We start from the raw sequence: 15,390 nt of genomic DNA, 5'->3' as shown, positions 1-15,390 counted from the left end.
CCCCGTGGCAAAAGCCATGGGGCGCTGTTTCATGCTACAGCAGCAGAAGAAGGGTGCCGCAGGTGAGCACGAGCAGCCCGGCGGCAGCCCGCCGGCTCAGCCGCTCACGGAGCACCAGGCAGGAAAAGCCAACCGTCACCAGAATGCTCAGCTTGTCGATGGGGGCCACAACGCTGGCCGGCCCCTCCTGGAGCGCCCGGTAGTAAAACATCCAGGACAGCCCGGTAGACACGCCGGACACAGCCAGAAACCCCCAGTTTTTCCGGCTCAGCGTCGAAATCTCCCGCTGGAGCCCCAGCCCGAGCACCAGAGCCCAGGCCATTGCCAGCACTACCATGTTGCGGATGGCGGTGCCGACATAGGAGTCCACGCCGGTCATGCCGACCTTGCCCAGGATGGAAGTCAGGCTGGCGCACACGGCGGAGAGCACCGCCCAGGGCAGCCACCCCCAGCCGGAGGAGGCCCGTTCCCGGGGCTTCCGCTGGAGCATCCCCAGGGTGCCGGCCAGGATCAGCCCCATCCCCAATAAAGTATTCCAGTGGGCCGCCTCTCCCAGTAACAGGATGGAGAGCAGCATGGTCAGCACAGTGCTGGATTTATCCACGGGGGCCACCTGGTTGACCTCCCCAAGCTGGAGCGCCCGAAAATAGCACAGCCAGCTCCCTCCGGTGGCCAGACCGGACAGGATGAGAAACAGCCAGCTCCGCGGTTCAAGCGCCCCGACTGCGCCGCTGGAGCCCGCCACCCAAACCATTGCCCAGCCGAAGAGCGCCACCACAATGGTGCGCAGTGCCGTGGCCAGATGGGAATTGACTCCCTCCATGCCCAGCTTGGCCAAGACGGCGGTCACTCCCGCAAAGAACGCGGAGGCAAAGGCATATAGAATCCACATACGCGCCTCTGGTCAGCCCTGGCCGCTGTAATCCCTCCAGCGGCCGCTGACGGACTCAATACAGATTTTCCAGATGGCCACCCGGGCAAAGCTGTCGTCAATCACCTGTTCCACCCGCTCCAGGCAGTCCGGGCTGTACTTGCGGCAGAGAGCCCAGAGGGCCTCCCGCATCTCCGTCTCGTCTGTGGCCTCTCCGGCGGTGCCGCGTACCACTGCGCACTGGTACTCCGTCTCATAGATGGCCTGGATCACCCGCTGGTGTCCCACCGCGGTCAGGCAGACCTGCGGATGGGTCCGCAGACAGTCCACCTTCTCCCCCGCCTTTGCGCAGTGGAAATAGATCTTCTCCCCCACCCGTACCCCGTTGAGGGGGATGCAGTAGGGCTTTCCCTCTCCATCGGTCATGGCCAGAACCATGTATTCACACTGATCCAGAGCCTCCAGCCCCTTCTCCGGATTTGCGTCTCGCTTCATTCGTGTTTCCCTCCTTTTTTCTAATCATACCGCCAGATCACCTGGTGGGCAATAAAAATATTTTTGCAAAACCTATTGACATTTGAACAATCAAGCATATAATAACACATGAACAATAGCTCATATGTTTTAGAACGGATGTGATCGGATGCCGGAACCCAAGGATGTGGAACGCTGCGAGTACATGCATGTGCATGAGGCCATCGTGAACCAGGTCAACCAGAACATGCCGGATGAGGAGGTTCTCTACGACCTGGCGGAGCTGTTCAAAATCTTCGGCGACTCCACCCGCATTAAAATCCTGTACGTCCTCTTTGAATCAGAGATGTGCGTCTGCGACATCGCCCAGCTCCTGGGCATGACCCAGTCCGCCATCTCCCACCAGCTCCGCTCTCTCAAGCAGAGCAGGCTGGTCAAGGCCCGCAGGGAGGGCAAGACCGTATTCTATTCTCTGGCCGACGGGCACGTGCGCACCATATTGGACCAGGGGATGGAGCACGTGGCGGAGCTGCTGCCTCTGCATATTCTATAAAGAAATGGAGACTTTACCATGAAAAAGCACTTTAAGCTCATTGATCTGGACTGTGCCAACTGCGCCGCCAAGATGGAGGCCGCTATCAAGAAGCTGGACGGCGTCCACGACGCCACCGTCAGCTTCATGACCCAGAAGCTGACTCTGGACGCCGACGACACCCGGTTTGATGAAATTCTGAACGAGGTCGTCAAGGTGTGCAAAAAGGTGGAGCCAGACTGTACCATCGTCCGCTGACCGCACCAGGGACGGCCTACGGCGGCCGTCCCGGATTTTTTCAAAGGAGCGATGTCCTATGTCCAAGAAGCAGAAGCGAATGCTCTTCCGCGTCCTCGCCAGCGCAGTGCTCTTTGCGGTCGCACTTCTCCTGCCCACGGAGGGATGGCTGCGGCTGTTCACCTTTCTGATCCCCTATGCCGTCATTGCCTGGGATGTCCTGTGGCGGGCCGTGCGCAACATCGCCCACGGCCAGGTCTTTGATGAAAACTTTCTGATGTCCTTGGCCACTGTGGGCGCCCTGGCCACCGGTGAATACCCCGAGGCCGTATTCGTCATGCTGTTCTACCAGGTGGGCGAGCTCTTCCAGAGCTATGCCGTGGACCAGTCCCGCAAGTCCATCACCTCCCTGATGGATATCCGGCCCGACTACGCCAACATTGAGGTGGACGGTCAGCTCCGGCAGGTAGACCCCGAGGATGTGGCGGTGGGTGACACCATCGTCATCAAGGCCGGCGAGCGCATCCCCCTGGACGGCGTGGTGCTAGAGGGCACCTCTAATGTGGACACTGCGGCCCTCACCGGCGAGTCCCTCCCCCGGGAGGCCCAGCCCGGCGACGATGTGATCTCCGGCTGTGTCAACCTGTCCGGCCTGCTGCGGGTTCGGGTCACCAAGGCCTTTGAGGAGTCCACTGTGGCTAAAATTCTGGATCTGGTGGAGAACTCCTCCAGCAAGAAGGCCAAGGCAGAAAACTTCATCACCAAGTTCGCCCGATACTACACCCCCGCCGTGGTGCTGGCCGCAGTGGCTCTGGCCCTCCTGCCCCCCCTGTTTACCTCCATCCAATGGGTGGACTCCATCCAGCGGGCTTTGAACTTCCTGGTGGTCTCCTGCCCCTGCGCCCTGGTCATCTCCGTCCCCTTGTCCTTCTTCGGCGGCATCGGCGGGGCCTCTAAAAACGGTATTCTGGTAAAGGGCGGCAACTATCTGGAGGTACTGGCCAAAACGGAACTCGTGGTCTTTGACAAGACCGGCACTCTGACCCGCGGCGTGTTTAACGTCACCGCCATCCATCCCGACCACTGCGGCGAGGCGCAGCTTCTGGAGCTGGCCGCCCTGGCGGAGAGCTACTCCGACCACCCCATCTCCCGCTCTCTCAAGGAGGCCTACGGCAAGGAATTGGACACTTCCCGGGTATCCAATGTGGAGGAGCTGTCCGGCCGGGGCGTGCGGGCCACAGTGGACGGCCGCCAGATCTGCGCCGGCAACGACAAGCTGATGGAGGACATCGGCGTGAGCTGGCACCCCTGCCACCGGGTAGGCACCACCGTCCACGTGGCCTCCGATGGGGTCTACCTGGGCCACATCGTCATCTCCGACGAGGTGAAGCCCGACGCGAAGGAGGCCATCACTGCGCTGAAGGCCTGTGGTGTGCGCAGAACCGTCATGCTCACCGGCGACGCCAAAGCCGTGGGTGAGTCAGTGGCACAGGAGCTGGGCCTGGACGAGGTACACACCCAGCTCCTCCCCGCCGACAAGGTGACCCGTGTGGAGGCTCTGCTGGGCGAGGTCTCCCCCAAGGGCGCCCTGGCCTTCGTGGGCGACGGCATCAACGACGCCCCGGTGCTCTCCCGGGCCGACATCGGCATCGCCATGGGCGGCCTGGGCTCCGATGCCGCCATCGAGGCCGCCGACATCGTGCTGATGGATGACAAGCCCTCCAAGCTTGCCGACGCCATTCGAATCGCCCGGCGCACCCTGGCCATCGTCCGTCAGAACATTGTCTTCGCCCTGGCCGTCAAGTTCCTGGTGCTGGCGCTCAGCGCCGCCGGTGCGGCCAATATGTGGGAGGCGGTGTTCGCCGATGTGGGCGTGTCCGTCATCGCCATTCTCAACGCCATGCGGGCGCTGAAAACGGTAAAATAAGCAATAAGAAATGCCTGGAACCACATGGTTCCAGGCATTTTTCACTATGTAAAGGCAGGGCGGAGCGGTTCTGCGGCTCACCCCTTCGCGACCCGGTCGGCTTCGATCAGCAGCTTGACGGCCTCGATGCCTACCTCCAGGGCGGCGGACAGATCGTGGCTCTCCTCCTGATCCAGCCCGGCAGCCTCCCGCTCCTGGTTCCAGATGACGTGGAAGCAGGAGCCGCAGCGTACCCCCAGGGCGGCGGCGCAGCAGAACAGGGCGGCGGACTCCATCTCGGAGGCCAGGACACCCAGGCGCTTCCACGCCTCCCACTTGTAGAGCAGCTCCTGGCTCACTGGCATCCGCTTGGGGTCATGCTGTCCATAGAAGGAATCCTTGCACTGCACCACGCCGGCGTGCCAGGGCTTGCCCAGGTTTTTGGCAGCCTGCACCAGGGCAGTCTGCACCTCATAGTCGGACACGGCGGGGAACTCGATGGGGGCGTACTCCCGGCTGGCCCCCTCGTGGCGGACCGCGCCGGTGGCGATCACCACATCGTCGCTCTTAACGGGCAGGGCGATGCCGCCGCAGGTGCCCACCCGGATGAAGGTGTCCGCGCCGATGTTGTGCAGCTCCTCCATGGCGATCACCGCAGAGGGGCCGCCGATGCCGGTGGAGCAGACGCTCACCTTCTCCCCCAGAAGGGTTCCGGTATAGGTGGTGTACTCCCGGTTGCTCTGTACCTTCACCGGGTTATCAAAGTAGGCTGCGATCTTCTCGCAGCGGCCGGGATCACCGGGCAGGAAACAGTAGCGGCCCACGTCGCCGGCCTTACATTTGATATGAAATTGCAGCTCGTGTTCGTGCATGATAATCCTCCTTGTTCTGACAAAAAACTATTTTTATAGACTAAAAGCGCAAAAAACGCTTTATATCTTCTTATAAGTCTTTATAAGATAACAGCGGAAACCTTGATATATAAGGGTTTGCGCCGTTTTTGCTTAAATCCTGCCATATCTCTTTACAACTTCCTTTTGTAAGCGCGGGCGTCAAAAAAGCGTCAAGCAACAAAGCACTGACACGCAACAAAATACCATTTTGAGGGACGGAGTACAAAACCATTACCCACTTTGTTTTTACATCTACAAAGCCGCATAAATACTGCATTTCAAACCGTCTACTACGTGACTATTACTCATACTATAGGGAGTGCGAAAGCACTCGTTGCTTTCGCACTCTTAATTGCCGCATAAACGGGGACAGGCGGGCTTGTCAATGGCGGCGTAGCCGTTCATCTTGCCATTGACAAGGTCGGCTGGCTCTGCTATTCCTGCGTGTCACTCAATCTTCCAGATAAACTGAATTTTAAGAAGCAATTACATTCCAACTATTTTTCTAATAGTGTTCGCTGTCCTTATCGTTAGTTTGGTACTGATATTTGCACTTGCTGTCTTTGACCACCAATTTGTTTCTTGATAATCTTTTCGGCTGAAAGACCAAAATACAGCTTCTTTGTAGTTCTTTATCTGTTCTAATTCGTCATTAGGTTCTCCAATCTCGTTGAATACATCAGTAAATGTAGTTGGGTGCATAATAAAAATCAGATTATCATAGATTTCCTTATTTTCATTGCCCCACCACTTAGGTGCATTATGTAAAATATCCTCAAGTTCTTCTTTTGATATGACAAAAACAGGAATATCAAAACCAAACTGATTTTTTATCATTGTTTCAATCTGAGTTGTAAAACGTCCTATATTATCTTCATCACTTGAAAAAATCACATTTCCGCTGTTCAGATATGTCTTAACTTCTCCAAATCCCAATTTTTCAAAGCATTTCTTTAATTCTGCCATTGGAACCTTATTTTTTCCACTTATATTGACACCACGCAAAAACGCGATGTATCTTTTCATATTAGCCGGCACCTCCACACACTATCCTTTCAGATTTTTCAGAGCAGCGGGATTATTTGAGATAATCATTCCAACAGTCTGACATTTTTCTAAATCCGGGCAGTCGCCACATGTCGTCACACCTTTTTTCAACGCACATTGACGAATACCGCAAAGAGTATCGCAATATACAGTTTTAACCCCATCAACACGACAACCTTCACAGTTGATATGTTCAGGCAGAATAGGAGCATTATTTAACTCGGCCCATAGTTTTGCAGTTTTATCACGCAACGCCTGGTCGTCATTGATTGTTGCAAGATATGCGTCGCATTTTTCACAGTCCAACCCGCAGTATGCAATCATATTCCTCATGGTTATGTACCTCCCCAAATTCAAATTTACCGCTTGATTTAGATTATACTCTATTCCTATCAATTTTCCACTTCATTCAGAACACGTTCTTGGATAGCTATTTTGCAAATGCAATGAGGGTTTGGGAGCATTCCCAACAAGCAGTATTTCGGAAGAGGGTACCCTCTTCCTATGCTTGCTACGGAACTTTTTGGCTTTAAAAAGCGGAATGGAAAGGAACGAAAATGAGACTTTAATGCAGCAAAGGGAAAACAGTCATTTGCTCACAAGTGGAGCATAATCCCCATATCTTCTTGTTTCTTTTTATTAGTACCCGTGGAGCATGGGCGTCAAAAAAGCGTCAAACAGCATTTTTAGACTGCTTATATAGGAAAACGAAAAGTCGTTGAAACATAGTATCCATACGGTTTCTTGGTATTTCCCCATTGTCGCAACAAACAGGGCATTCCACTATTTTTTATTATACCTCCTTTTTTCCATCATTGCAAGATATACAAAAGCATCCTAGCTTTTGTAACCTTTTGTTGTTGCTTTTTTTGTATGCAGCTTTTAAAATAAGGAACTGTGAATTTCCCCTGACAGGAAAGGTGTGTACCGGATGAAGAAGGCCGTGCTATTTGCCCTGATCGCCCTTTTGGGCGGGCTTGCACTGGGCACCCTGTTCGGCAGCGGGATCTCCTCTGCCAGCCTGAACTCGGTCCGTGCCACCGCAGCGGAGTATCCCGCAGTTTCCGCGCTGGACGCTATTGAGGTAGAGGGTAGATCTACCCTCTACCAGGCCGCGCCGGCCGACGCCGGCACCTCCTGCCTGTCCGACCGTGCCGGACAGGTTCTCGCCGCGCTGAAGGAGAGCGATTATGAGGCCCTGGCCGCGCTGGTGCACCCGGAGAAAGGGGTTACCCTGACGCCTTACTCCACGGTGGAGCCCAGTTGTGACCGCAATCTCCTCCCCGCCCAGCTCGTCCTCTTGCCCGAGGACGACATCCCTTATGTGTGGGGTATTGAGGACGGCACCGGCGCCCCCATTGAACTGACCGGACGGGAGTATTTTGAGCGCTACGTCTTCAATGCCGACTATACTGCCGCCCCTGAGACGGCGGTAGACACCGTTCTGATGCAGGGAAACGCGCTGGAAAATGTGGCCTCCGCCTATCCGGAGGGACGTTTTGTGGAGTATCACTTTCCCGGTCTGGACGAACAGATGGCCGGATACGACTGGTGTTCTCTCAAACTGGTGTTTGAATGCTATCAGGGTGACTGGTATCTGGTCGGCCTGGTGCACAGTGAATGGACGGTATAAAAGCCGAAAAAGAGCCCCTCTCCCTGTGGAGAGGGGCTCTTTTTCGGCAAATTACGCATAATGTCCTTGCATGCGTGTTAAGATTGCGTTAAGATTAGCATGCAATGTGTTGTGGGGCACCTCCGGGCGCTCTGAAAGGATGTATGGAGCTTGAAAATCATCATCGTGGGCGACGGCAAGGTGGGCTTTACCCTGGCCGAGCACCTCTCTCAGGAGGAGCACGATATCACCGTAATTGACACCAACGACGCCGCTCTCCGCCACGCCTCTGAGGCCCTGGATGTCATGTGTGTCAAAGGCAACGGCGCGTCCATTTCCGCCCTGAGAGAGTCGGGTGTGGATGCTGCGGATGTGCTGATCGCCGCCACCAGTATGGATGAGGTCAACATGGTCTGCTGCCTGACCGCCAAGCGGCTGGGCGCCAAGTATACGATCGCCCGGGTACGCAATGTAGAATATGCTATGGAGCTCTCCCTGCTGAAGGAGGCCCTGGGCATTGACCTGGTCATCAACCCGGAAAACGCCGCGGCGGCGGAGATCGCCCGTCTGCTCCGCTTTCCCCCTGCCGCCAATCTGGAGACCTTTTGCCGGGGTCGGGTGGAGCTGATTGGCTTCCGGGTGCGGGAGGAGGACTTTCTGGTGGGACATCCCCTGTCCGCCCAGAGCGGCCAGCTCCAGTCCCTTCCTATGCTGTTCTGTGCCGCCGAGCGGGCGGAGGGAGATGTGGTCATCCCCGACGGTTCCTTTGTGCCCCAGGTGGGGGACCGGCTCTATCTGATCGGCCAGCCTACCGGCCTGACCGCCTTCTTTCGCCTGCTGGGGCGGCACAATCCCAGGTGCCGCAACGTATTTCTGGTGGGCGGCGGACGAATCGCACACTACCTCACCGCCATTCTGGAGCGGCTTGGCATACACGTAAAGATCATTGAGCGCAGTCTGGACCGCTGCCGCCATCTCAGCGAGGTACTGCCCAAGGCCACGGTCATCTGCGGCGACGGCACCGACCAGGAACTTCTGGAAGAGGAGGATGTGACCGCCTCCGACGCCTTCGTAGCCCTCACCGACCGGGATGAAGACAACCTCATTATCTCCCTCTACGCCATGCAGCAGGGCATACCCAAGGTGGTGGCCAAGTCCAACCGCCAGAATTATGCCGGCATCGCCCACGCCGCTGGGCTGGACAGCGTGATCTCCCCCAAGCTGCTGACCGCCGGGCAGATTCTTCAGGTGGTACGCGGTATGCAGAACTCCAAGGGCAGCGTCATGAACGCCCTCTACAAGATCGCCGACGGCCACGCCGAGGCTATGGAATTTGTGGCCAATGCAACCACCCGAAACCGGGACACCCCCCTGCGAGAGCTGCGCCTGAAGCCTGGCATCCTGGTCGCCGTCCTGGTGCACCAGGGCCGTATCGTAATCCCTGACGGCTCCTCTTCCATCGCCGCTGGTGACACCGTGATCGTCATATCCCGCAACCACGGGATTCTGGATCTCAACGACATCTTTGAGGACTCCCTTCTGGAGCTGGGAGGCGACGCATGAACTTCCGCCTGGTCTTCAAGTTGACGGGCAAGACCCTGCTGGTAGAGGCAGGCGCGCTGCTCCTCCCCCTGCTGGTCTGCCTGTTCTACCGCGAAAATCCCCTTCCCTTCCTCCTGTCCATTGCCATGACGGGAGCGGTGGGGCTCGCCCTTTCCCTCATACGCAGCAACGACCACTTTTTCCCCCGGGAGGGCTTTTTCGCCGTGGCCCTCATCTGGCTGCTGATGAGCGCCTTCGGCGCCCTCCCCTTCTTTTTCAGCGGCTTTTTCCCCTCCTATGTGGACTGCTTCTTCGAGTCGGTCTCCGGCTTCACCACTACCGGCGCCTCCATCTTGACCGCAGTGGAGCCCCTGCCCAGAGGAATCCTTTTCTGGCGCTCCTTCATGCACTGGATGGGCGGCATGGGGGTGCTGATCCTCACCATCGCCCTGCTGCCCAGCCTGGGCGGACGGACCCTGCATGTGATGCGCGCCGAGAGCCCCGGGCCCATTGTGAGCAAGCTGGTACCCAAGACCAGCCAGTCCTCCAAAATCCTCTACGGCATCTACTGCGCCCTCACTCTGCTGGAGGTCTTCTGCCTGCGAATCGCCGGCATGCCGTGGTATGACAGCCTGGTTCACTCCTTCGCCACCGCGGGCACCGGCGGCTTCTCCACCAGAAACCTGTCTATTGCGGCCTATGAAAGCCCCGCCATTGAGGTCATCATCACGCTCTTCATGCTGATCTTCTCCATCAACTTTGCCCTCTACTTCCTGCTGCTCTGCGGCAAGGTACACCAGGCGCTCCGCAGCGACGAGCTGCGCTTCTTTCTGGCCGTGGTGGCTTTCAGCACCCTCCTGATCTCCATCAACATCTGGCCCATGTATCCGGCGGACGGCTCCGCCGTGCGCCACGCCGCGTTTCAGGTGGGCTCGATTATCTCCACCACCGGCTTCGCCAGCACTGACTTCAACCTGTGGCCGGAGTTTTCGCGGATTCTGCTGGTGCTGCTCATGTTCATCGGCGCCTGCGCCGGCTCCACCGGCGGCGCCATCAAGTGCTCCCGCGTTCTGCTCCTGCTCAAGTGCATCCGCCGGGAGATCCGGCAGGTGGTGCACCCCCGCTCCGTCAACGTGGTCAAGCTGGACGGCCGGGTGGTAGATGAGGACAGCCTGCGCTCCGTCCAGCTCTTTTTTGCAGCCTATCTTTTCATCGCCCTGGGGGCCACGCTGCTGGTGTCGGTGGACAACTTCTCCTTTGGCACCACCTTCACCGCCGTAGTCTCCTGCATCGGCAATGTGGGCCCCGGACTGGAGCTGGTGGGCCCCATGGGCAACTACTCCGCCTTTTCCGGCTTCTCCAAGCTGGTGCTCTCCCTGTGTATGCTGATCGGGCGCCTGGAGGTTCTGCCTGTTCTCGTTCTCTTTAGCAGAAATGCATGGAAGCGTTCTTAAACCAATCATTCGTTTTTGTCGAAAGCGTCAAATCCTAGGATTTGACGCTTTCTTATCTTAAGATATACTTGCCAAATCACCCCTTTTTGCGTTAATATTATATTGTCTCTTAACGCTGGAAGCCTTGTGTTACAAGGCTTCCAAAGAAAAAAAGGAGTGGGGAAAGTTGTTGGAAAACCTGTTTTGGGTCGGCTTAGTAGGTGCATTAATTGCATTAATCTTCGCCTTAACCCAAGCCAAGAAGGTGCTCAAGTTCTCAGAGGGCACCGAACTGATGCAAAAGCTGGCCGCATCCATCCGTAAGGGCGCAAATGCCTACCTTAAGCGCCAGTATACTACCGTTGCAAAGATCTTTATCATTGTCTTCGTCATTTTGTTAATTTTGGCAGGAGTCGGGATGCTGGACAACTGGTTTATCCCCTTCGCCTTCCTGACCGGCGGCATCTGGTCCGGCCTGGCGGGCTTTGTGGGCATGAAGATTGCCACCTCCGCCAACGCCCGCACTGCCAACGCCGCCCATGAGAGCCTCAACCGGGGCCTGAACGTGGCTTTCTCCTCCGGCGCGGTCATGGGCTTCACCGTGGTGGGCCTGGGTCTGCTGGACGTGTCCATCTGGTTCCACATTCTCAAGTACATCGCAGGGTTTGAGGCCGCCCAGATCGCCCAGACCATGGTCATGTTCGGCATGGGCGCCTCCTTCATGGCCCTGTTCGGCCGCGTGGGCGGCGGCATCTTCACCAAGGCCGCCGACGTGGGCGCCGATCTGGTGGGCAAGGTGGAGGCCGGCATCCCCGAGGACGACCCCCGTAACCCCGCCACCATCGCCGACAACGTGGGCGACAACGTGGGCGACGTGGCCGGCATGGGCGCTGACCTGTATGAGTCCTACGTGGGCTCCATTCTGGCTACCTTCGCCTTGGGCGCCTCCGCCTACGCCGCCGATGGCCTGACCTGGAACGCCATGCTTCTGCCCCTCATCATCGCCGTGGTGGGCGTGGTGTGCTCCGTCATCGGCACCTTCCTGATCCGCACCAAGGAGAACGCCACCCAGAAGTCCCTGCTGGCTACTCTGCGCAAAGGCACCTACACCGCCGCCGTGCTGGCCGCCGTCATCGCCGCCCCCGTCACCTATTACATCATGGGCTCCTGGGGCCCTTACATCGCCATTCTGGCGGGTCTGGTGGCCGGCTGCGCCATCGGCTATTTTACCGAGTACTACACCTCCGACACCTATAAGCCCACCCAGGGCCTGGCCGACTCCACCGAGACCGGCGCCGCCACCACCATCATCGGCGGCATCTCCCTGGGCATGAAGTCCACCGCCGCCCCCATCGTCATCATCGGCGTGGCCATCATCGTCTCCTTCCTGGCCGCCGGCGGTTCCCTGACCACCAATGCGGCCAACTATGGCGAGCTTTTCTCCAAGGGCCTGTATGGCATCGGCATCGCCGCGGTGGGCATGCTGTCTACCCTGGGCATCACCCTGGCCACCGACGCCTACGGCCCCGTGGCCGACAACGCCGGCGGCATCGCCGAGATGAGCGGCCTGGGCGAGGAGGTGCGCAACCGCACCGACGCCCTGGACTCCCTGGGCAACACCACCGCCGCCACCGGCAAGGGCTTTGCCATCGGCTCCGCCGCCCTCACCGCCCTGGCCCTGCTGGTCAGCTATGTGGACGTGGTGAAGGTCAAGGTGGACACGCTGGATCTCTCCATCACTAACCCCGCCGTTCTGGTGGGCCTGTTCGTGGGCGCCATGCTCACCTTCCTCTTCGCCGCCCTGACCATGAGCGGCGTGCAGCGGGCCGCCCAGTCCATCGTGGTGGAGGTGCGCCGCCAGTTTAAGGAGATCGCCGGCATCATGGAGGGCAAGGCCGACCCCGACTACGCCTCCTGTGTGGATCTCTGCACCAAGGGCGCTCTGCATGAGATGGTGGTCCCCTCCCTGCTGGCCATTGTAGTGCCCGTGGTCACCGGCCTGATCCTGGGCGCAGAGGCCGTGGTGGGCCTGCTGGGCGGCGTCACCGTCACCGGCTTCGTGGTGGCCGTGTTCATGTCCAACGCCGGCGGCGCCTGGGACAACGCCAAGAAGTACATCGAGAGCGGCACCCATGGCGGCAAGGGCTCCGACTGCCACAAGGCCGCCGTCATCGGCGACACTGTGGGCGACCCCTTCAAGGATACCTCCGGTCCCTCCCTCAACATCCTGATCAAGCTGTGCTCCACCGTTTCCATTGTGTTCTCCGGCCTGATCACCAGCATCCATCTGCTGGGCTGAAAATCCTGACCTCAGCGCGCGGCATGCCAAAACATGCCGCGCGTTTTTTTACATTGTGACGATTTTGGAAAATTATACTTGACAAACTTTATCCAAAATGATATGTTGTAGCCAGACCAATCAGAAAGGAGTGGAGCGGCTGTGATTACCCGCGAAACCGATTATGCCCTGCGCCTGCTGCGCACCCTGCGGGATGGGGAGCGCCGTACAGCGGCGGAGGCGGCGGAGCGGGAGCTGGTCCCCCAGTCCTTTGCACACAAGATTCTCAAAAAGCTTGCCAGGGCCGGATTTGTGGAGGTAGCCCGCGGCGCCGAAGGTGGCTGTCGCCTGTCGGCAGAGCTCAACCGGGTCACTCTCTACGACCTGATGACCGCTATGGGAGAGGATTCCCGCCTAAGCAGTTGTATGGATCCCACCTATTCCTGTCCCTGGCGGGCCAGCCATGGCGGCTGTACGGTTCACTGCCATCTGACAGGCATTCAGGAAAAGCTGAATGCGGAACTGAAGGCCCACACTTTGGAGGACATTCTGGGTCCGGCAGACTGATTTTTTCGCCTACAAATTGGACTAATTTTATCCACTTTTAATTATGTGTAAGGAGGAAGCAACATGTTGTTCCAGACGACCCAAGCGCATGAACAGTTGCGCGCCAAGATCCGCGCCTTCGCCGAAGAGGAGGTCAAGCCCATCGCCTTCTCCCTGGATCAGGCCAATGAGTTTCCGGCCGAAGCCGTAAAAAAACTGGGGGAGCTGGGCCTGATGGGTATCCCCTACCCCAAGGAGTACGGCGGCGCGGGGCTGGATGCCATTAGCTACGCCATCGCCGTGGAGGAGCTGTCCCGGGTAGACGGCGGCACGGGCGTGATTCTGTCCGCCCACGTGTCCCTTGGCTCCTGGCCGATCTTCGCCTTCGGCACCGAGGAGCAGAAGAAGAAATATCTGGTGCCCCTGGCCAGAGGTGAAAAAATTGGCGCCTTCGGCCTCACCGAGCCCAACGCCGGCTCCGATGCCGGCGGCACCGAGACCACCGCCGTGGACAAGGGCGACCACTGGCTGCTCAACGGCGGCAAAATCTTCATCACCAACGCCCCCAAGGCGGACACCTATGTGGTCTTTGCCGTCACCACCCCGGACATCGGCACCCGGGGCATCTCCGCCTTCATTGTGGAGAAGGGCTGGAAGGGGTTCGAGTTCGGCGACCACTATGACAAGATGGGTATCCGCTCCTCCTCTACCGCTGAGTTGATCTTTAATGATGTGAAGGTACCCAAGGAAAACCTGCTGGGCAAGGAGGGTGACGGCTTCAAAATCGCCATGGCCACCCTCGACGGAGGCCGTATCGGCATCGCAGCCCAGGCCCTGGGCATCGCCCAGGGGGCCTATGAGTCCGCCCTGGAGTACTCCAAGGAGAGGGTTCAGTTCGGCAAGCCCATCGCCGCCCAGCAGTCCCTGGCCTTCAAGCTGGCGGACATGGCCACCAAGCTGCGCTGTGCGCGGTTCCTCATCTACTCCGCCGCCGAACTGAAGGAGCACCACGAGCCCTACGGCATGGAGTCCGCCATGGCCAAGATGTACGCCTCGGACATTGCCCTGGAGGTCACCAACGACGCGGTGCAGATCTTCGGCGGCACTGGTTTCCTCAAAGGTATGGACGTGGAGCGGATGTACCGCGACGCCAAGATCACCACCATCTACGAGGGCACCAATGAGATTCAGCGGGTGGTTATTGCCTCCCATCTCATCGGCAAAATCTCCAAGGGCAGCGGCGGCGGCAGCCGCTCTGTAGCCAAAAAGCCCGCCCCCATCACCGGCGTGCGCAAGCGCCAGCTTTTCCGGGACGGAGCGTCCGAGGACAAGGTGGCCGCCCTGGTGGAGGCACTGAAGAAGGACGGACACGACTTTACCGTGGGCATCCCCATGGACACCCCCATCAACCAGGCCGAGCGGGTGGTTTCCGCCGGTAAGGGTATCGGCGACAAGAAGAACATGAAGCTCATTGAGAACCTGGCGAAAGCTGCCGGCGCCGCGGTGGGTTCCTCCCGCCCGGTGGCCGAGACGCTCAAATATGTTCCTCTGAGCCGCTATGTAGGCATGTCCGGCCAGAAGTTTACCGGCAACCTATACATCGCCTGCGGTATCTCGGGCGCCACCCAGCATCTGAAGGGCATCAAGGACGCCTCCACCATCGTGGCCATCAATAAGAATGGCAACGCCCCTATCTTCAAGAACTGCGACTACGGCATCGTGGGCGATGTCAACGAGATCCTGCCCCTGCTGGCCGCCGCCCTGGACACTGGTGAGAAGCAGCCAGCGCCCCCCATGGTGAAGATGAAGCGGCCCCCCGCCCCCAAGCCCGAGCCCATCGGGAAGCGCTACGTGTGCGGCGGCTGCGGCTATGAGTACATCCCTGAGCTGGGCGACGAGGACGCCGAGATCGCCCCCGGCACCCTGTTTGAAAACCTGCCCGAGGACTGGGTCTGCCCCGAGTGCGCCGAGGGCAAGGATCAGTTCATTGAGGCCTAACGAACAGAAGGAGGAATCGCA

14 protein-coding genes are annotated in these 15,390 nt (G+C 58.6%); 9 read left to right on the top strand and 5 right to left on the bottom strand.

What is annotated here, in order from left to right; translation table 11 throughout:
• Positions 1 to 34: 34 nt before the first annotated feature.
• A complete protein-coding gene (locus ACESY8_RS06370) occupies positions 35 to 892 on the bottom strand; it encodes an EamA family transporter (RefSeq protein ID WP_204681630.1) in 858 nt (285 codons plus the stop codon).
• A gap of 12 nt (positions 893 to 904) precedes the next feature.
• Positions 905 to 1,366, bottom strand: coding sequence for a pyridoxamine 5'-phosphate oxidase family protein (locus tag ACESY8_RS06365; RefSeq protein ID WP_204681631.1), 462 nt, complete (start codon positions 1,364 to 1,366; stop codon positions 905 to 907).
• Between the two features lie 148 nt (positions 1,367 to 1,514).
• On the opposite strand from ACESY8_RS06365, the gene ACESY8_RS06360 reads away from it, so the two are divergent.
• Genes ACESY8_RS06360 through ACESY8_RS06350 form a run of 3 tightly spaced genes read left to right on the top strand, consistent with a single transcriptional unit; the run spans position 1,515 to position 4,041 of the window.
• A complete protein-coding gene (locus ACESY8_RS06360; RefSeq protein ID WP_007488219.1) occupies positions 1,515 to 1,898 on the top strand; it encodes an ArsR/SmtB family transcription factor in 384 nt (127 codons plus the stop codon).
• Between the two features lie 18 nt (positions 1,899 to 1,916).
• Positions 1,917 to 2,135, top strand: a complete 219-nt coding sequence (locus ACESY8_RS06355; protein WP_007488217.1) for a cation transporter — start codon at positions 1,917 to 1,919, stop codon at positions 2,133 to 2,135.
• Between the two features lie 58 nt (positions 2,136 to 2,193).
• Positions 2,194 to 4,041 (top strand): heavy metal translocating P-type ATPase, encoded by a 1,848-nt coding sequence (locus tag ACESY8_RS06350; protein ID WP_065534835.1) that lies wholly within the window; start codon positions 2,194 to 2,196, stop codon positions 4,039 to 4,041.
• 77 nt (positions 4,042 to 4,118) lie between these two features.
• On the opposite strand, the gene udp is transcribed toward ACESY8_RS06350, so the two are convergent.
• From udp to ACESY8_RS06335, 3 genes are all read right to left on the bottom strand, one after another.
• Positions 4,119 to 4,892, bottom strand: a complete 774-nt coding sequence (gene udp / locus ACESY8_RS06345; RefSeq protein WP_204681633.1) for a uridine phosphorylase — start codon at positions 4,890 to 4,892, stop codon at positions 4,119 to 4,121.
• 507 nt (positions 4,893 to 5,399) lie between these two features.
• Complete coding sequence (locus tag ACESY8_RS06340; protein WP_204681634.1) at positions 5,400 to 5,939, bottom strand: DUF1697 domain-containing protein; 540 nt, start codon at positions 5,937 to 5,939, stop codon at positions 5,400 to 5,402.
• Between the two features lie 21 nt (positions 5,940 to 5,960).
• Positions 5,961 to 6,293, bottom strand: a complete 333-nt coding sequence (locus ACESY8_RS06335) for a DUF3795 domain-containing protein (protein WP_082382847.1) — start codon at positions 6,291 to 6,293, stop codon at positions 5,961 to 5,963.
• A 598-nt stretch (positions 6,294 to 6,891) separates the two neighbouring features.
• On the opposite strand from ACESY8_RS06335, the gene ACESY8_RS06330 reads away from it, so the two are divergent.
• From ACESY8_RS06330 to ACESY8_RS06305, 6 genes are all read left to right on the top strand, one after another.
• A complete protein-coding gene (locus ACESY8_RS06330) occupies positions 6,892 to 7,593 on the top strand; it encodes a hypothetical protein (RefSeq protein WP_009256704.1) in 702 nt (233 codons plus the stop codon).
• Positions 7,594 to 7,743: 150 nt separating this feature from the next.
• Positions 7,744 to 9,135 (top strand): Trk system potassium transporter TrkA, encoded by a 1,392-nt coding sequence (gene trkA, locus ACESY8_RS06325; protein WP_007494932.1) that lies wholly within the window; start codon positions 7,744 to 7,746, stop codon positions 9,133 to 9,135.
• A complete protein-coding gene (locus ACESY8_RS06320) occupies positions 9,132 to 10,568 on the top strand; it encodes a TrkH family potassium uptake protein (protein WP_055269595.1) in 1,437 nt (478 codons plus the stop codon). The genes trkA and ACESY8_RS06320 overlap by 4 nt, the downstream gene beginning before the upstream one ends.
• Positions 10,569 to 10,737: 169 nt before the next feature.
• The gene (locus ACESY8_RS06315; protein WP_024723105.1) at positions 10,738 to 12,846 is read left to right on the top strand and encodes a sodium-translocating pyrophosphatase; all 2,109 of its coding nucleotides are present in this window, start codon (positions 10,738 to 10,740) and stop codon (positions 12,844 to 12,846) included.
• Between the two features lie 141 nt (positions 12,847 to 12,987).
• Positions 12,988 to 13,392: an RrF2 family transcriptional regulator gene (locus ACESY8_RS06310; protein WP_021631762.1), complete on the top strand. Its 405-nt coding sequence runs from the start codon at positions 12,988 to 12,990 to the stop codon at positions 13,390 to 13,392.
• 63 nt (positions 13,393 to 13,455) lie between these two features.
• Entirely contained in the window at positions 13,456 to 15,369 is a 1,914-nt protein-coding gene (locus ACESY8_RS06305; RefSeq protein ID WP_081032327.1) for an acyl-CoA dehydrogenase family protein, read from the top strand.
• Positions 15,370 to 15,390: the final 21 nt, after the last annotated feature.

The sequence above is a fragment of the Clostridium sp. ATCC BAA-442 genome (genome assembly GCF_964239415.1).
Taxonomy (GTDB): Bacteria; Bacillota; Clostridia; order Oscillospirales; family Oscillospiraceae; genus Flavonifractor; species Flavonifractor plautii.
This window is presented reverse-complemented; position numbering and strand designations above follow the sequence as displayed.

Coding starts and splice junctions, on each gene's coding strand:
- ACESY8_RS06335 (WP_082382847.1), bottom strand. CDS start 6,293: ATGAGGAATATGATTGCATACTGCGGGTTGGACTGTGAAAAATGCGAC.
- ACESY8_RS06305 (WP_081032327.1), top strand. CDS start 13,456: ATGTTGTTCCAGACGACCCAAGCGCATGAACAGTTGCGCGCCAAGATC.
- ACESY8_RS06360 (WP_007488219.1), top strand. CDS start 1,515: ATGCCGGAACCCAAGGATGTGGAACGCTGCGAGTACATGCATGTGCAT.
- udp (WP_204681633.1), bottom strand. CDS start 4,892: ATGCACGAACACGAGCTGCAATTTCATATCAAATGTAAGGCCGGCGAC.
- ACESY8_RS06320 (WP_055269595.1), top strand. CDS start 9,132: ATGAACTTCCGCCTGGTCTTCAAGTTGACGGGCAAGACCCTGCTGGTA.
- ACESY8_RS06365 (WP_204681631.1), bottom strand. CDS start 1,366: ATGAAGCGAGACGCAAATCCGGAGAAGGGGCTGGAGGCTCTGGATCAG.
- ACESY8_RS06355 (WP_007488217.1), top strand. CDS start 1,917: ATGAAAAAGCACTTTAAGCTCATTGATCTGGACTGTGCCAACTGCGCC.
- ACESY8_RS06370 (WP_204681630.1), bottom strand. CDS start 892: ATGTGGATTCTATATGCCTTTGCCTCCGCGTTCTTTGCGGGAGTGACC.
- ACESY8_RS06340 (WP_204681634.1), bottom strand. CDS start 5,939: ATGAAAAGATACATCGCGTTTTTGCGTGGTGTCAATATAAGTGGAAAA.
- ACESY8_RS06350 (WP_065534835.1), top strand. CDS start 2,194: ATGTCCAAGAAGCAGAAGCGAATGCTCTTCCGCGTCCTCGCCAGCGCA.
- ACESY8_RS06330 (WP_009256704.1), top strand. CDS start 6,892: ATGAAGAAGGCCGTGCTATTTGCCCTGATCGCCCTTTTGGGCGGGCTT.